The organism is Aliivibrio wodanis (genome assembly GCF_052920805.1).
Map to the genome: position 1 here is coordinate 1,848,508 of NZ_JBREXA010000002.1, position 17,045 is coordinate 1,865,552.

The 17,045-nt window shown below is 41.3% G+C and carries 4 protein-coding genes, 4 tRNA genes, 3 rRNA genes and 1 pseudogene; 2 read left to right on the forward strand and 10 right to left on the reverse strand.

The window, feature by feature from the left end:
- Positions 1 to 111: 111 nt before the first annotated feature.
- From ACU5DF_RS16440 to ACU5DF_RS16460, 5 genes and pseudogenes are all read right to left on the reverse strand, one after another.
- Positions 112 to 2,377, reverse strand: a pseudogene (locus ACU5DF_RS16440) (patatin-like phospholipase family protein).
- 730 nt (positions 2,378 to 3,107) lie between these two features.
- Positions 3,108 to 3,184, reverse strand: a tRNA-Asp gene (locus tag ACU5DF_RS16445).
- A gap of 92 nt (positions 3,185 to 3,276) precedes the next feature.
- Positions 3,277 to 3,392 (reverse strand): 5S ribosomal RNA (gene rrf, locus ACU5DF_RS16450).
- Positions 3,393 to 3,528: 136 nt separating this feature from the next.
- Positions 3,529 to 6,419 (reverse strand): 23S ribosomal RNA (locus ACU5DF_RS16455).
- A 373-nt stretch (positions 6,420 to 6,792) separates the two neighbouring features.
- Positions 6,793 to 8,335: ribosomal RNA gene (locus ACU5DF_RS16460) — 16S ribosomal RNA — on the reverse strand.
- Together the 16S, 23S and 5S rRNA genes with 1 tRNA gene alongside form the textbook arrangement of a ribosomal RNA operon.
- 713 nt (positions 8,336 to 9,048) lie before the next feature.
- Between ACU5DF_RS16460 and ACU5DF_RS16465 the strand changes: the two genes are divergently transcribed.
- Positions 9,049 to 10,674 (forward strand): methyl-accepting chemotaxis protein, encoded by a 1,626-nt coding sequence (locus tag ACU5DF_RS16465; protein ID WP_446713583.1) that lies wholly within the window; start codon positions 9,049 to 9,051, stop codon positions 10,672 to 10,674.
- 190 nt (positions 10,675 to 10,864) lie between these two features.
- Here the strand turns inward: ACU5DF_RS16465 and ACU5DF_RS16470 are convergent.
- From ACU5DF_RS16470 to hrpB, 5 genes are all read right to left on the reverse strand, one after another.
- Positions 10,865 to 10,940, reverse strand: a tRNA-Asn gene (locus ACU5DF_RS16470).
- Positions 10,941 to 10,970: 30 nt separating this feature from the next.
- A tRNA-Thr gene (locus ACU5DF_RS16475) sits at positions 10,971 to 11,046 on the reverse strand.
- Between the two features lie 54 nt (positions 11,047 to 11,100).
- Positions 11,101 to 11,176 (reverse strand) — tRNA-Phe (locus ACU5DF_RS16480).
- 178 nt (positions 11,177 to 11,354) lie between these two features.
- Positions 11,355 to 13,730, reverse strand: a complete 2,376-nt coding sequence (mrcB, locus tag ACU5DF_RS16485) for a penicillin-binding protein 1B (RefSeq protein ID WP_446713584.1) — start codon at positions 13,728 to 13,730, stop codon at positions 11,355 to 11,357.
- Between the two features lie 24 nt (positions 13,731 to 13,754).
- Positions 13,755 to 16,220, reverse strand: a complete 2,466-nt coding sequence (gene hrpB / locus ACU5DF_RS16490) for an ATP-dependent helicase HrpB (RefSeq protein WP_446713585.1) — start codon at positions 16,218 to 16,220, stop codon at positions 13,755 to 13,757.
- Positions 16,221 to 16,279: 59 nt separating this feature from the next.
- On the opposite strand from hrpB, the gene sfsA reads away from it, so the two are divergent.
- Entirely contained in the window at positions 16,280 to 16,987 is a 708-nt protein-coding gene (gene sfsA, locus ACU5DF_RS16495) for a DNA/RNA nuclease SfsA (RefSeq protein ID WP_446713586.1), read from the forward strand.
- Positions 16,988 to 17,045 lie beyond the last annotated feature (58 nt).

Genomic DNA, 17,045 nt, shown 5'->3' on the forward strand with positions numbered 1-17,045 from the left:
AGAATATATGTCGGTATAGACTAAAAATGTGGCGAAATGATACCAAATTTAACTTAAAATTAAAATCTCATCACATCAAACAACATACGACTTATGGCGCACTTTTACATATTATAGGATTGCTCCAATACTTAAATATATCGATTCATGCTGCTGCTCAGAGCGCCCATAAGCAAAAACAACAGGGCCTACAGGGCTATCGACCCCTATAAATAATGATCCTGCCGTATAAATTGGCGCATTTTTAATTCCTTCTTCCTCCCAAAGGCCTCCATTTTCTAACGAAGCCCCTAAATAAATAGGTGATTGGAATAGTCCGAAGTCGTTATCCATTAATCTATAACGATAAACAAAGCTACCAAAAATTAAATTTTGTCCTGTTAAACTGTCTTTTGGGGTTCCTGATAAACGTAAAAAACCACCTAGAGATTTAGGTTCTAATTGTAAATCTCCATTTTTATTCTCTACAACACCATACTCAAAATTACCTGACGAAAGTATGACGAGTATAAGTCCAAGCTGCTCTCGTATTTAGCGTTATCTCTATAACTGAATCCGTTATTGAGTCACTAACTGCACTGTTTTTGACATTATCATGCGAATATAAATATTCAGAATTAATATAAAAGCCTTTAGTTGGGAATGTATAGTCATCTAATGTATCTAATCGATATTGAGCAAACATTCCTTCTCTTGTGTAATCAGCATCAATTTTAAAAAAAGTTTTAGAGGTTATCTCTCCTTTGGTATACCTTCCACCAACTCTAAAATCACTCCATAAATGCCCCTGAAGACCAACGGCACCTTCAAATATAAAATTGCTGTACTCTAGTGAGAAATCATTATCAATAGAACCTAATTCATTCCCTGATAATGAAAATTTCTTTTTCTCAACGCTGTATATTGATTTTAAAGAAGTAAAAAGCAATTGGTTCACTAAAAATGGGGTATATAACTCTGCTGATATTAATTTATCGGTTCCTAGCTCAAAGTTAGTTCTTAGTTCCGAACGATTATCTCTTAAACCTGTGAGCTCTATATCTGTAAAGTTAATCGACATCCCTAATGAATATTTACTTTGATTATCAAAGTCATCTTCTAAAGCAAATCTAAAATCTAGATAGTTAGGCCCCCAACTTTTTTCTTTTATCTCAACAACAAGATCATGATTCCCTTTGCTGTTTTTTTCATAATAATAATCGACTCGTTCAAATCTATCGATAACGTATAAATTTCTTATATGCTCTTCTAACTCATTAGCGCTATAAGTACGATCTTCCTTTAAATTTAAACGGTCTAACAACATTTTTTCTGTATATAAACTATTATTTTTAATTTCTATGTTATCAACATGGAGCTCTTCACCACGCGAAAGTTGAATTGTTTTTTTCTCTTTTTCATCTAAGTACTCTTGGTAATCATCAGCGGATAACACTAATTTATCGAGCACTTTATGTTTTTCATATGCGATGTCATATCCCTTTCCATAAGCAAAAGGCATCTTATTAAACTCTGCGGTTTCCATTTTCCCCACATGAGGTGAAAGCAAAATATCTTGTGCCTCTAATAATTTTTCTTGCTGAAGAGTACTGTTTTTTACTATGTAATTAGTTAACTGCCCCATAACAGATAAATAACTAGAGATATCTTTCGCTTCTAAATAATCAGAACCAATATCAACGGCAATAATAATATCTGCACCCATTTCTCTTGCGATATCAACAGGCATGTTATTAACACTACCTCCATCTACTAATAAGCGCCCTTCGTACTCGACTGGTGGTAATGCACCAGGTACAGACATACTAGCCATCATCGCTTTTGATAAATCACCTTTATCCAAAATGACAGGTTCAAGTTTTTCAATATCAGTTGCAACAGCTCTAAACGGAATAGGAAGATTGTCAAATGATTCTAAATAAGGAACATTACCCGACGTTGTTCGAAGAATTTTTGCCATATTTTGGCCTTGAACAAAGCCTTTAGGCGCTTTTAGTTCTGTAAATGAGAAACCAATATCGGTTCCTATTTGGTAACGGTCTTCATATTCTTTATCTCTAATTTGCCTTTCACTGCGCTCCACCTTATCAACAAAACCACTATTCCAATTAACGCTATCAATGAAAACTTCTATTTGATCAGCACTCAGCCCTGAAGCATATAAACCACCAATATAAGCCCCCATACTTGTACCAGTAATATAGTCAACTGGAATCTTCATTTCTTCTAATGCTTTAAGTACGCCTATATGTGCAGCCCCTTTAGCACCACCGCCAGCAAGGACTAAACCAACTTTAGGGCGAGATTCGCCAGCAAATGAGATTGATGAAAATAAATAAAGAGCAGCAGAAGAAAGTAAAAGAGGCTTGAAGCGCATGATGTCATCCTTAAAATAGCAATATGAAAAGAATACAGGATGAGAGTGTTTAGAGGAAGCCTAACCAACTGTACTACCACTTCGCAGTGTCTATTCTGCATCATTTTACTTTTAGACAGACGTAAAAAAGCCCTAATCTTTCGATTAAGGCTTTTTAAAATAGTGGCGGAGTAGACGGAACTTTCTATCAACCTTGAAAGCGACACATCCCCCGGCGTGACTGGCCGCTAAGCTCTCCAATAAAAAGCTTAACCAACTGAACTACCACTTCGCAGTGTCTATTCTGCATCATTCAACTTTTATACAGACGTAAAAAAGCCCTAATCTTTCGATTAGGGCTTTTTAAAATAGTGGCGGAGTGGACGGGACTTTCTTATCAACCTTGAAAGCGACACGTCCCCCGGCGTGACTGGCCGCTAAGCTCTCCAATAAAAAGCTTAACCAACTGAACTACCACGCCGCAGTGTCTATTCTGCATCATTTTACTTTTAGACAGACGTAAAAAAGCCCTAATCTTTCGATTAGGGCTTTTTAAAATAGTGGCGGAGTGGACGGGACTTTCTTATCAACCTTGAAAGCGACACGTCCCCCGGCGTGACTGGCCGCTAAGCTCCTCCAATAAAAAGCCTAACCAACTGAACTACCACTTCGCAGTGTCTATTCTGCATCATTCAACTTTTATACAGACGTAAAAAAGCCCTAATCTTTCGATTAGGGCTTTTTAAAATAGTGGCGGAGTGGACGGGACTCGAACCCGCGACCCCCGGCGTGACAGGCCGGTATTCTAACCAACTGAACTACCACTCCGCAGTGTCTATTCAGCATAATGCTATTACTTAAATAAAACATATTATGTTTTATTCTGTTTTTATCTTTAAAAAGATAAAAACGAATTGGAAGCCTGGCGATGTCCTACTCTCACATGGGGAAACCCCACACTACCATCGGCGCTATTACGTTTCACTTCTGAGTTCGGCATGGGATCAGGTGGGTCCATAACGCTATGGTCGCCAAGCAAATTCTTTCTATCTACCTCACTAAGAGATAAATAATAATCTGGAAAGCCGTTTCTCTATATAAAGAGTTGTTCTTAATCACATTCAATCTGTTTCTTGTCACTTTAAATCCGTTCAAAACCCCTTGGGTGTTGTATGGTTAAGCCTCACGGGCAATTAGTACAGGTTAGCTCAATGCCTCGCAGCACTTACACACCCTGCCTATCTACGTCGTAGTCTCCAACAACCCTTTAGGATACGTATAGTATCAGGGATGACTCATCTCAAGGCTCGCTTCACGCTTAGATGCTTTCAGCGTTTATCGATCCCGAACTTAGCTACCGGGCAATGCTACTGGCGTAACAACCCGAACACCAGAGGTTCGTCCACTCCGGTCCTCTCGTACTAGGAGCAGCCCCTTTCAATCATCCAACGCCCACGGCAGATAGGGACCGAACTGTCTCACGACGTTCTAAACCCAGCTCGCGTACCACTTTAAATGGCGAACAGCCATACCCTTGGGACCGACTTCAGCCCCAGGATGTGATGAGCCGACATCGAGGTGCCAAACACCGCCGTCGATATGAACTCTTGGGCGGTATCAGCCTGTTATCCCCGGAGTACCTTTTATCCGTTGAGCGATGGCCCTTCCATTCAGAACCACCGGATCACTATGACCTACTTTCGTACCTGCTCGAATTGTCATTCTCGCAGTCAAGCGGGCTTATGCCATTGCACTAACCACACGATGTCCAACCGTGTTTAGCCCACCTTCGTGCTCCTCCGTTACTCTTTGGGAGGAGACCGCCCCAGTCAAACTACCCACCAGGCACTGTCCGCAACCCCGATAAGGGGCCAACGTTAGAACATCAAGCATACAAGGGTGGTATTTCAAGATTGCCTCCACCAATACTAGCGTACTGGTTTCAAAGGCTCCCACCTATCCTACACATGTAGGGTCAATGTTCAGTGCCAAGCTGTAGTAAAGGTTCACGGGGTCTTTCCGTCTAGCCGCGGGTACACTGCATCTTCACAGCGATTTCAATTTCACTGAGTCTCGGGTGGAGACAGCGTGGCCATCATTACGCCATTCGTGCAGGTCGGAACTTACCCGACAAGGAATTTCGCTACCTTAGGACCGTTATAGTTACGGCCGCCGTTTACTTGGGCTTCGATCAAGAGCTTCGACCGAAGTCTAACCCCATCAATTAACCTTCAAGCACCGGGCAGGCGTCACACCGTATACGTCATCTTACGATTTAGCACAGTGCTATGTTTTTAATAAACAGTTGCAGCCACCTGGTATCTGCGACTCCCGGCAGCTTAGAGAGCAAGTCTCATCACCGCTAGGAGCGTACCTTCTCCCGAAGTTACGGTACCATTTTGCCTAGTTCCTTCACCCGAGTTCTCTCAAGCGCCTTAGTATTCTCTACTCGACCACCTGTGTCGGTTTGGGGTACGATTTCTTATAATCTGAAGCTTAGAGGCTTTTCCTGGAAGCATGGCATCAATGGCTTCACATCCGTAGATGCTCGACATCGTGTCTCAGCCTAACAAGAGTCCGGATTTACCTAAACTCTTAGCCTACGCACTTGAACTTGGACGACCGTCGCCAAGCCCACCTAGCCTTCTCCGTCCCCCCATCGCAATTATAAGAAGTACGGGAATATTAACCCGTTTCCCATCGACTACGCTTTTCAGCCTCGCCTTAGGGGTCGACTTACCCTGCCCCGATTAACGTTGGACAGGAACCCTTGGTCTTCCGGCGAGGGGGTTTTTCACCCCCTTTATCGTTACTCATGTCAGCATTCGCACTTCTGATACCTCCAGCATGCCTTACAGCACACCTTCGACGGCTTACAGAACGCTCCCCTACCCAACACAATAAATTGCATTGCCGCAGCTTCGGTGTATAGCTTAGCCCCGTTACATCTTCCGCGCAGGCCGACTCGACCAGTGAGCTATTACGCTTTCTTTAAATGATGGCTGCTTCTAAGCCAACATCCTGGCTGTCTGAGCCTTCCCACATCGTTTCCCACTTAGCTATAACTTTGGGACCTTAGCTGGCGGTCTGGGTTGTTTCCCTCTCCACGACGGACGTTAGCACCCGCCGTGTGTCTCCCGGATAGTACTTACTGGTATTCGGAGTTTGCAAAGGGTTGGTAAGTCGGGATGACCCCCTAGCCTTAACAGTGCTCTACCCCCAGTAGTATTCGTCCGAGGCTCTACCTAAATAGATTTCGGGGAGAACCAGCTATCTCCAAGTTTGATTGGCCTTTCACCCCTAGCCACAAGTCATCCGCTAATTTTTCAACATTAGTCGGTTCGGTCCTCCAATTGATGTTACTCAATCTTCAACCTGCCCATGGCTAGATCACTTGGTTTCGGGTCTATATCCAGAGACTGAACGCCCAGTTAAGACTCGGTTTCCCTACGGCTCCCCTAAACGGTTAACCTTGCCACTGAATATAAGTCGCTGACCCATTATACAAAAGGTACGCAGTCACATAACAAGTATGCTCCTACTGCTTGTACGTACACGGTTTCAGGTTCTATTTCACTCCCCTCACAGGGGTTCTTTTCGCCTTTCCCTCACGGTACTGGTTCACTATCGGTCAGTCAGTAGTATTTAGCCTTGGAGGATGGTCCCCCCATATTCAGACAGGATATCACGTGTCCCGCCTTACTCGTTTTCACTGATGATGAGATGTCGGTTACAGGGCTATCACCTTGTATCGCGCCACTTTCCAGAGGCTTCACCTGTCTCATTAAAAGCTTAAGGGCTAACCCAATTTCGCTCGCCGCTACTTTCGGGATCTCGGTTGATTTCTCTTCCTCGGGGTACTTAGATGTTTCAGTTCTCCCGGTTTGCCTCGCTGCGCTATGTATTCACGCAGCGATACTAGCTTATGCTAGTGGGTTTCCCCATTCAGAAATCCCAGACTCAAAAGGTTTTTACTACCTAATCTGGGCTTATCGCAAGTTAATACGTCTTTCATCGCCTCTGACTGCCAAGGCATCCACCGTGTACGCTTAGTCACTTAACCATACAACCCCAAGAGGTTTCGTACAGTAAACAGCAACCAAGGTTGAACTCGTCATTGCGAGTTCTGGTTTTTCGCCGGATTCAAAATACAAGAACACTTGAATGTGTTTTTAATTCGTTTCATTAAAAATGAAACAAAAGATATTAAGAACTTTTAAATTTTGATTTAACTTAATTACAGCCTGAGCTGTTTTGTTTTACTTTTTCAAAAGTAAAAATAAATTAAGCTAAATCAGTCAGCTTTCCAAATTGTTAAAGAGCTTAAAGCAAAAAGCTTTAATCAATAATCGAAATCATTAATTAAAGCTCTGTCACTTCAACTTATTAAAACCTAATCAATCTGTGTGAACACTCATAAATCGTAATCTATCGTTTAAGGAGGTGATCCAGCCCCAGGTTCCCCTAGGGCTACCTTGTTACGACTTCACCCCAGTCATGAACCACAAAGTGGTGAGCGTCCTCCCGAAGGTTAAACTACCCACTTCTTTTGCAGCCCACTCCCATGGTGTGACGGGCGGTGTGTACAAGGCCCGGGAACGTATTCACCGTGACATTCTGATTCACGATTACTAGCGATTCCGACTTCACGGAGTCGAGTTGCAGACTCCGATCCGGACTACGACGCACTTTTTGGGATTCGCTCACTATCGCTAGCTTGCAGCCCTCTGTATGCGCCATTGTAGCACGTGTGTAGCCCTACTCGTAAGGGCCATGATGACTTGACGTCGTCCCCACCTTCCTCCGGTTTATCACCGGCAGTCTCCCTGGAGTTCCCACCATTACGTGCTGGCAAACAAGGATAAGGGTTGCGCTCGTTGCGGGACTTAACCCAACATTTCACAACACGAGCTGACGACAGCCATGCAGCACCTGTCTCAGAGTTCCCGAAGGCACTAAGCTATCTCTAGCGAATTCTCTGGATGTCAAGAGTAGGTAAGGTTCTTCGCGTTGCATCGAATTAAACCACATGCTCCACCGCTTGTGCGGGCCCCCGTCAATTCATTTGAGTTTTAATCTTGCGACCGTACTCCCCAGGCGGTCTACTTAACGCGTTAGCTCCGAAAGCCACGGCTCAAGGCCACAACCTCCAAGTAGACATCGTTTACGGCGTGGACTACCAGGGTATCTAATCCTGTTTGCTCCCCACGCTTTCGCATCTGAGTGTCAGTGTCTGTCCAGGGGGCCGCCTTCGCCACTGGTATTCCTTCAGATCTCTACGCATTTCACCGCTACACCTGAAATTCTACCCCCCTCTACAGCACTCTAGTTTACCAGTTTCAAATGCGGTTCCGAGGTTGAGCCCCGGGCTTTCACATCTGACTTAACAAACCACCTGCATGCGCTTTACGCCCAGTAATTCCGATTAACGCTCGCACCCTCCGTATTACCGCGGCTGCTGGCACGGAGTTAGCCGGTGCTTCTTCTGTCGCTAACGTCAAGATATGCAGCTATTAACTACACACCCTTCCTCACGACTGAAAGTACTTTACAACCCGAAGGCCTTCTTCATACACGCGGCATGGCTGCATCAGGCTTTCGCCCATTGTGCAATATTCCCCACTGCTGCCTCCCGTAGGAGTCTGGACCGTGTCTCAGTTCCAGTGTGGCTGATCATCCTCTCAGACCAGCTAGAGATCGTCGCCTTGGTGAGCTCTTACCTCACCAACAAGCTAATCTCACCTGGGCTAATCTTAGCGCGAGAGGTCCGAAGATCCCCCTCTTTGGTCCGAAGACATTATGCGGTATTAGCTATCGTTTCCAATAGTTATCCCCCACACTAAGGCATATTCCCAGGCATTACTCACCCGTCCGCCGCTCGTCAGCAAATTAGCAAGCTAATTCCTGTTACCGCTCGACTTGCATGTGTTAGGCCTGCCGCCAGCGTTCAATCTGAGCCATGATCAAACTCTTCAATTAAAGTTTTTTGGTTGCTCTGTCTTTTCTATAAAGAGAAGCAGAAACAAAACCGGCTCAATGATTAATACTGATTGTTACATAAAAGTAATTTTGTGTAGTCACTCAGTTCATTGATTATTTTTGTTTGAATTCACTTCGAAAAGTAAAAGCAAACTAGTGATTATCAACTCACAAGTGCCCACACAGATTAATAGGTTTCAAATTGTTAAAGAGCTTTTCTTCTACTTTTAAAGCTTACTAGCCTTTCAGTGAAGAGGACGGCCATTTTATCTATTTAAGTCTCAGTGTCAAGCACTTATTTAAAACTTAATTTCTAAACCATCTTAACTAACTCTGATTGCTAACCCCTTATGGGATGGGCTCTCCGTGTTAGTGAGGTCGCATTATAGAGAGTTCAACTACATTGGCAAGCTTTTTATATTTTAATTATGTAATAACTATAAATTCGTATATATAGCCATCAAAATGTATATTTTACCTACAAATTATTATGAAAAATGAAAGCTAGTGGCCTAAAATTACTTTAGTAGATAAATATAAGAGGCATAGCTACTTTTATATTACTCACAAATTAGTGATTTAGATCTATTCATTCAGAGAACAACTATTATATAAAACAAGGTATATTGACTATATCTTTATTTTCCACCGTTATCATTTTATCAGACGCGACATAATTCATATCAAAATAATTCTTCTTGAGGTAAATCAGCATGAAGTTAAAAACACAATCTTACGTTCTTGCCACTATTATTTTATGTTCGCTCATAATAATGACTGCAAGTGGTTTATGGACATTACGCATTGCAAGTACCATTGATAATAAAACACGAGTTACAGAGATCTTTCAAACAACTTATAACTTAATTAACAACATGGAAGAAATGGTTCGACAGGGAAAAATTGAAGAGAGTAAGGCTAAAGAGCTCACAATTACAATACTGCGAAATAATGTATATAAAGATGATGAGTATGTTTATGTAGCTGATGAAAATTTAATGTTCTTAGCTGCTCCTCTTGACCCTCAACTTCATAATACTAGTTTCCATGAATTTCGAGATAGTGAAGGAAAAAGTGTCGGTCAAATCTTAGAAAATGCTATAAATAAAAATCCAAATGGTATTGCAGAATATACATGGTCTTTAAAAATGCCAGACGGCAGTATAGATGAGAAACTCTCTATTGCAGAAAAAACAAAAGACTGGAATTGGATCGTAGGTACTGGCATTGGACAAACTGAAGTTAATGCTCGTTTTTGGTCTACCGCTCAGTGGCAATTTGGTTTAGCTTTTCTTATTGCAAGTTTAATTTTTAGCATTTTAATGATTTCAATGAAACGTATGATTTCATTACTTGGTGGAGAGCCTCGTGATGTCCATGCAGCCATTCAAACAGTTGCTGCAGGAGAGATCGTAACTCAGTTTGAAAAAAAAGCACCAGAAGGCAGTATTTATCAAGCGGTTCAAACAATGAATATCTCATTAGCTGATCTAGTTCAACATCTAACTCAATCAATGTTAGCGTTAAAGTCAGAACTATCAGATGTACACTCGCGAGCAGGTACGGTTAGCCAATTAACAGAGAGCCAACACCAATCTACAGAGATGATTGCAACGGCAATCACTGAAATGTCTTCATCTGCAAATAATGTTGCAGCATCAGCACAAGAAACTGCAACCAATACAGACGAGGCAGACAAACAAAGCGTTCGAACTCAAGAGTTAATTAATGCGACGGTTTATAATATAGAGGGGCTAGCAGGCCAACTTAATACCGCTAGTACTGCCGTAGCTGAATTAGATAGTGAAGTAAATAGTATTGTTAAGGTTCTTGATGTCATTGGTGATATTGCTGAACAAACAAATCTACTTGCTTTAAACGCTGCAATTGAAGCAGCTCGTGCTGGAGAGCAAGGACGAGGTTTTGCGGTTGTTGCTGATGAAGTTCGCAATCTTGCTGGAAGAACTCAAGGTAGTACAAAAGAGATCCAACAAATGATCTCTAATCTACAAGAAGGTTCTCGCAATGCTATCTCAACGATGAAAATCTGTGCTGAAACAAGTAAGAGTACTGTATCAGAATCTCAACATGCTTCAGATGCTCTACAGCAAATAGTTACTGCACTTGAATCAATATCAAGTATGAGCCATCAAATCGCCACCTCTTCTGAAGAGCAGAAACACGTCAGTGAAGATATAACTCAACGTGTCAATATGATTGAAGAAAGTGGTCAGCAATTAGCGAGTGTTGTTGCAGAAAGTAAAAGCAGCACTCACACATTAACAGAGTTAGCTGATGACCTAGAGACTTGGTTAAACAAATTTCGAGTAAAAAGTTAATTAATCCAAAACTCAATAATAAATGGCACGCTACTTTAGTGTGCCTTTTTTATAACTGGACACATATTGATCACTAGCTAGTAGATATGGAAACTGGTTCTTCTGGTCGTTTATATGATGAATATAAGTCGTCATTTTATAATCACCAAAACGAAAAAAGCCTCGTCATTTCTGACGAGGCTTTCGTATATGGCTCCCTTTGCTGGACTTGAACCAGCGACATACGGATTAACAGTCCGGCGTTCTACCAACTGAACTAAAAGGGAACAGGTGTTGCGTCTCACTAGGAGAATTAATGGTGCCGACTACCGGAGTCGAACTGGTGACCTACTGATTACAAGTCAGTTGCTCTACCTACTGAGCTAAGTCGGCACACTAATTTATTATTGCTCGTGTTAATAATCTACTAGCACCAACAATCTAATATGGTGCCCGGAGGCGGAATCGAACCACCGACACGAGGATTTTCAATCCTCTGCTCTACCGACTGAGCTATCCGGGCAACGAGGTGTATTAAACGGGTTTTGGTCCCTTAGGTCAACCTCTAATTACAAATAAATGTTCGTTTGGTGAAAATATATGCTGAATGCTTGTTTTTATAACGTTTTGCTCGACAAAATACTGATAAAAAACATCAAACATCATAAAGACTCACAATTACTTTCAAAAAAAACTCAAATTTAAAGACCAAAAATATCAGTTAACCATGCCGCTGGTGTATTTTTCCGCTCACAATCCAATTTATACTGCCCTCTCTCATCCCAAATAGGTAATTGAGCTTTACCTGAGCAATCCGGCTCTAATGTTTTATTGGTATTTATATTAAATTTAGCCGCTGTGATTTTATCAGCCCATGGTAATTGCAATACTTCTGGTGTTCGCATACTTAAATACTCTGCGTATACCCTTAAAGCGCCGCTAGAACCTGTCAATTTCATTGGTTTGTTATCATCTCTACCTAGCCAAGTAATAACGACTTCACGACCATCAACCCCTGCATACCAACTGTCTCTTGAGTCATTACTGGTTCCCGTTTTTCCTGCTAATTTAGCCCAACTGTATTTACTATTTAAAAACCTCGCAGTTCCCTCACTAACCGTTTTCTTCATTCCATAAATGGTTAACCAAGTGGCTTGTTCGGATACTACCCTCGAAGACCTAGGAAAATTCTCATAAAGTAGAGTACCTTCATTATCAACAACTGCTTTTAATGCTGTTAACGTAGCTTTCTTGCCACCATTACCTAAGGTTTGATACATTTGAGCTACTTGATATGGTGATAAATTTATTGAGCCAAGTAACATCGAAGGCACTTGATTTATCTCTTGAGCATCAACACCTAGCTTAACTAAAGTATCGGTAACCTTTCCCAAACCTACCATCAAACCTAAATTAACAGTGGGGACATTTAAAGAGCGAGAAAATGCGTAATAAAGAGGAACTTGCCCTCTGAATTTACGATCAAAATTTCGAGGAGTCCATGTTGTCCCTTTACTGCCTTTTAATGAAATAGCCTTATCATCGAGTGTGGTTGCTAATGAGAACTTATCTGGCTCTTCTAAGGCCGAAAGATAAATTGCTGGCTTCACCAAAGAACCAATTGGACGTTTAGCATTAATCGCTCGATTAAAACCATCAAATCCAGTTCGACTACCACCGATCATAGCTCGGATTTCACCACTCTGACGATCTACTATCACCATTGCAGCCTCTAGACCTTTACCTGCTCGCTTTTCTAATTGCGGCACTTTTCTTTCTATTGCTTGTTCTGCTTTTTGCTGAGAAAGAGGATCAAGGGTTGTAAATACACGTAAACCCTCACCTTTTTGATAAGCGTCTCCTGCTTTATCTTTTAATTCCCATTTTAACTGTTGAAAATACGCAGGCTGCCTCGTTGCAATCGATGCTCTCTTTTTTACATCTAGAGAGCGACTTGCTGCCATCTCATACTGGCGAGGAGATAAAATATCCTCTTGCATCATCATACGTAACACTAAATCACGACGATCTTTTACTCGTTCAGGGAATCGCATTGGATTATAATAAGAGGGGCCTTTTACCATCCCCACTAACATAGCAAGCTGATCTATCCGTAACTCTTCAATTGGGCGTCCAAAATACACTTGAGCAGCCAATCCAAAACCGTGAATAGCCTCTCCTCCAGTTTGCCCTAAATACACTTCATTTAGATAAGCTTCTAAAATACGATCTTTGCTATAACGATAATCTAAAATCAAAGCAATATAGGCTTCACGAACTTTACGCCATAGTGTTCTCTCACGAGATAGAAATAGGTTTTTCGCCAATTGCTGAGTTAATGTGCTCCCGCCTTGAACCGTTCTTCCTGCTTTTGCATTCACAACAATCGCACGAGCAATTGCTAAAGGTGATACACCATCATGCTGATAAAAATCTCTATCTTCTGTTGCTAATAGAGCATCAACCATCACTTCAGGGAATTGCTCTCTGCGTAAAAATAGACGTTGTTGATCGTCATCAGCATCCAACATACCCAAAAACTGAGGTTCAATTTGTAAAAAGCCCATTTGCTTTTTCACTGTTCTGTTTTCAATTTTTTGTAAGCCTTCATTATTAAAATACAGCATCACATGACGGTCAGGTTCAGGCCCTTGTTGAAATTCAAATGGACGACGAATTAATTCAATTTTTGTTGACGATGACGAATACTCACCAGATCGCTGAGGTTGACGAACTTTCTGATATTTTAATAAATCTAACTCTCTAGTCACAGTTTGTAAGCTAATATTCTGTCCAGGCGATAACGTCAATACTCGGCTATAGACTACCGTTGGTAAGCTAAATAACTGACCGTCAAAGCGCTTCTTAACTACAGTATCTAAATAGATCCCTGCAATAAGCAAAATAGCGAGCATGACAAGGCTTAATTTAAAACCGAGTATCATCAACCCTTTCCAAAAAGGACGTGACGTTGGTGCTTTTTTCTTACTCGCTGATTTTCTTTTTGTTGGCGCTTTCTTTTTTACGGTCGCCTTTTTAGGCGCAGCCTTTGCTGGTGCTTTTTTCTTTTCAGCCATGAGAGATCTTTTTAAGTTAGATAATTAATTAAAGTGACGTTTTGTTTTTTTAGTCGCTTGATGAGTAGCAGGATCATCAGGCCAAATATGTTTTGGATAACGCCCTTTCATTTCTTTTTGTACTTCTTTATACGAACCTTGCCAAAAACCCGCTAAATCACTGGTTGTCTGTAGTGGCCTTTGTGCTGGAGATAACAGTTCCATCACCAGTTTCTTTTTCCCTTGAACCAATAACGGGGTTTGAGCTTCGCCATACACCTCTTGCATTCTAATAGAGATCTTTGGCTCAGATTGTAACTCATAACAGATTTTTGCTTTTGTCCCTGTCGGTAATAAATAATGAGTAGGAAAATATTCATTAATACGTTTCATTTTATCCCAACCAACATACGCCTCTAACGCATCGATAATATTGAGGTTCTTAAGTTGTTTATCATTTTTGATGCCGTTCATAAATGGCAGTAACCACAACTCAGCACTCTCAAGCAATTGAAATTCCGCCATAGGAGGAAGACCAATATCTGGTAGCCACTCTTCACAACAGATAAGACGAGAATGCAAAGATTGCACTTCTTTATTCCAATTTAAAACCATCACTCCTTTGCGCTTGAGCATACTAATCAATGCTAACGATATTTTGTCAGGATCCGGTGAACTCATCCGCTCTTTATGAAGAATGATTCTCCCTAAATACGTTCGTTTCTCCGCGAGCATTCTGCCTGATTTTTCATCCCAATCTACGTGCTCTTTTTCTGTTATCAAATGAGATGAAACATTCATTAAAGATGTTTTAGATAATGGCGCAGCAAGAAAGACGTAGCTGCGATTTTGATTTCCTTTTAATAAATCCACCACTACCAAGCAATCACTTTGTGCTATAGATTCAACGCCATCAACTTGGACACCATGACCATTAGCTAATTGAAACTGACCTAATTCACCTTTTGCTATTGCTAACCTATCAGGAAAGCCTGCCGCTAATACCTCGCCAATAAGTTCAACAGATACCTGCTTCATATCTGGTTTAACTGAAAGAAAATGGGCTAAACGCTGAGCTCTTTGTTGGTAGTAACTCTGTTTTGGGTATCGACCATCAAGGAGTAATGAAAGGTGGTAACCAAGATCTTTCGATGAAATTGATTTTGCTGCTTCTTCTATTATCGGTAGTGCATACAAAGCCGTTTGTAAGTGTGCCGCTGATTGGGTATTCGCTTGCAATAACACCGTAGCAAGACGTGGCTCTATCGCCAATTGTTGTGATTTTTCACCAACAGCAGAAAGCTGAGCAGACTTATCAATAAGCCCTAGCTGTGATAATAATGTACGAGCTTGTTGAATATTGGCATTAGGCGGTGGTGTTAACCATTGAAGAGATTGAGGGTCCGTCACTCCCCATTTAGCCAATTCTAAAACTAAGGAAGAAAGATCTGATGATTCTATTTCAGGAGTTTGAACAACGGCTTGTTGCTGATATTGAGACTCACTGTATAAACGAATACAGACACCAGGTTCTAAACGCCCAGCACGCCCTTTTCGTTGTTCTGCAGAAGATTGCGCGATCCGCTTTTGTTCTAATTTCGTAATTCCCGTTTTGGCATCAAACGTAGCCTTTTTCTCATAACCACTATCAATGACAATTCGAATGCCTTCAATAGTTAAACTGGTCTCAGCCACATTGGTTGCTAATACAATTTTTCGTGTTCCTTTCAATGCAGGCTGCAACGCGTGTTGCTGCTTTTTCGCATCAAGTTGTCCATATAAAGGGGCAACGATTATCCCTGATGGCAAATCTTTCAATCGTTCTTCAACTTGCCTTATTTCCCCAACTCCCGATAAAAACACAAGCATCGAGCCAGTTTCATTTAACAACGCCTTACGAATTGCTTGCTCAGTTGCTTCAACAATTCGTTGGTTTGTTTTAAGAGAGCTATAAGACGTCGTCACTGGGAACATTCGCCCATCAGATTCAACATACGCGGCATTAGGAAGTAACTCCTGTAATGCCGTCTGGTCTAATGTAGCCGACATCACCAACAACTTAAGATCATCTCTTAACGCATCTTGTACTTCTAAAGCAAAAGCTAAAGAAGTATCAGCATGAACACTTCGCTCATGATATTCATCAAAAATGAGTAATCCAACCCCTGTCAGCTCGGGATCAGATTGGATCATTCGAGTCATAACCCCTTCAGTGACAATTTCTAATCGTGTTTGAGCACTAACTTTAGTCTCACCTTTGATCCGAAAGCCAACTTGCTCCCCCACTTTTTCTCCCAATTGAGATGCTAGATAGCTCGCAATATTTCGTGCAGCCAATCGTCTTGGTTCTAGCATAATAATTTTGCCTTCAATCACCTTCTCTTTTAAGAGCATTAAAGGCAGGTGGGTTGACTTACCAGCCCCTGTCGATGCTTTTAAAATAAGCTGAGAATAGCGTTGTAATTTATCAATCAGTGATGGGATCACTCTTTCAATTGGTAACTGTGACAATGGGTTCGCCTTGTGGCATTATCTCGAATTAAACCATTGTACAAAAAAACAGTAGTTAAATGAAATTTGAACCTGAATTAGAATCTGGAATATTAATAAAACGCTATAAACGCTTTTTAACTGATATCAAATTACCAGATAACAGCGAGCGAACTATCCACTGCGCAAACACTGGCGCGATGACGGGTTGTGCAACTCCTGGAAATACGGTGTTTTTTTCAACATCCAATAACCTAAAACGTAAATACCCTAATAGTTGGGAGCTTAGCGTCACAGAAAATACCCACACAATATGCGTTAATACCATTCGAGCAAATCAATTAGTCGTGGAAGCAATTAACAATAAGCAAATTGATGAGTTAAATGAGTACAGCACACTCAAAACAGAAGTGAAATATGGTTCAGAAAACAGTCGTATTGATATACTACTTAGTGAAGAATCTCTACCTGACTGCTATATTGAAGTAAAGAGCGTCACTTTATTAGGTAAAGACGGTCAGGGTTATTTTCCTGACGCAGTTACCACTCGAGGACAAAAACATCTACGAGAACTGAGTGAAATGGCACTAAATGGAAAAAAATCCGTTTTATTTTTCGCTGTTTTACATTCAGGCATTGAAAAAGTATCAATCGCACACCATATAGACCAACAATATAATTCTTTATTAATAGATGCGATTGAAAGTGGGGTTACGGTTCTCTGTTACCAAGCAGAGATGTCACCAAAAGAGATGAAGATCGTACGAAAGCTACCTTTTAGTATTTAGTTGCTTTAATCAGCAATCATTACGTTCTTTTTAAGAAAAGTGCTACGTTCTTGCTACT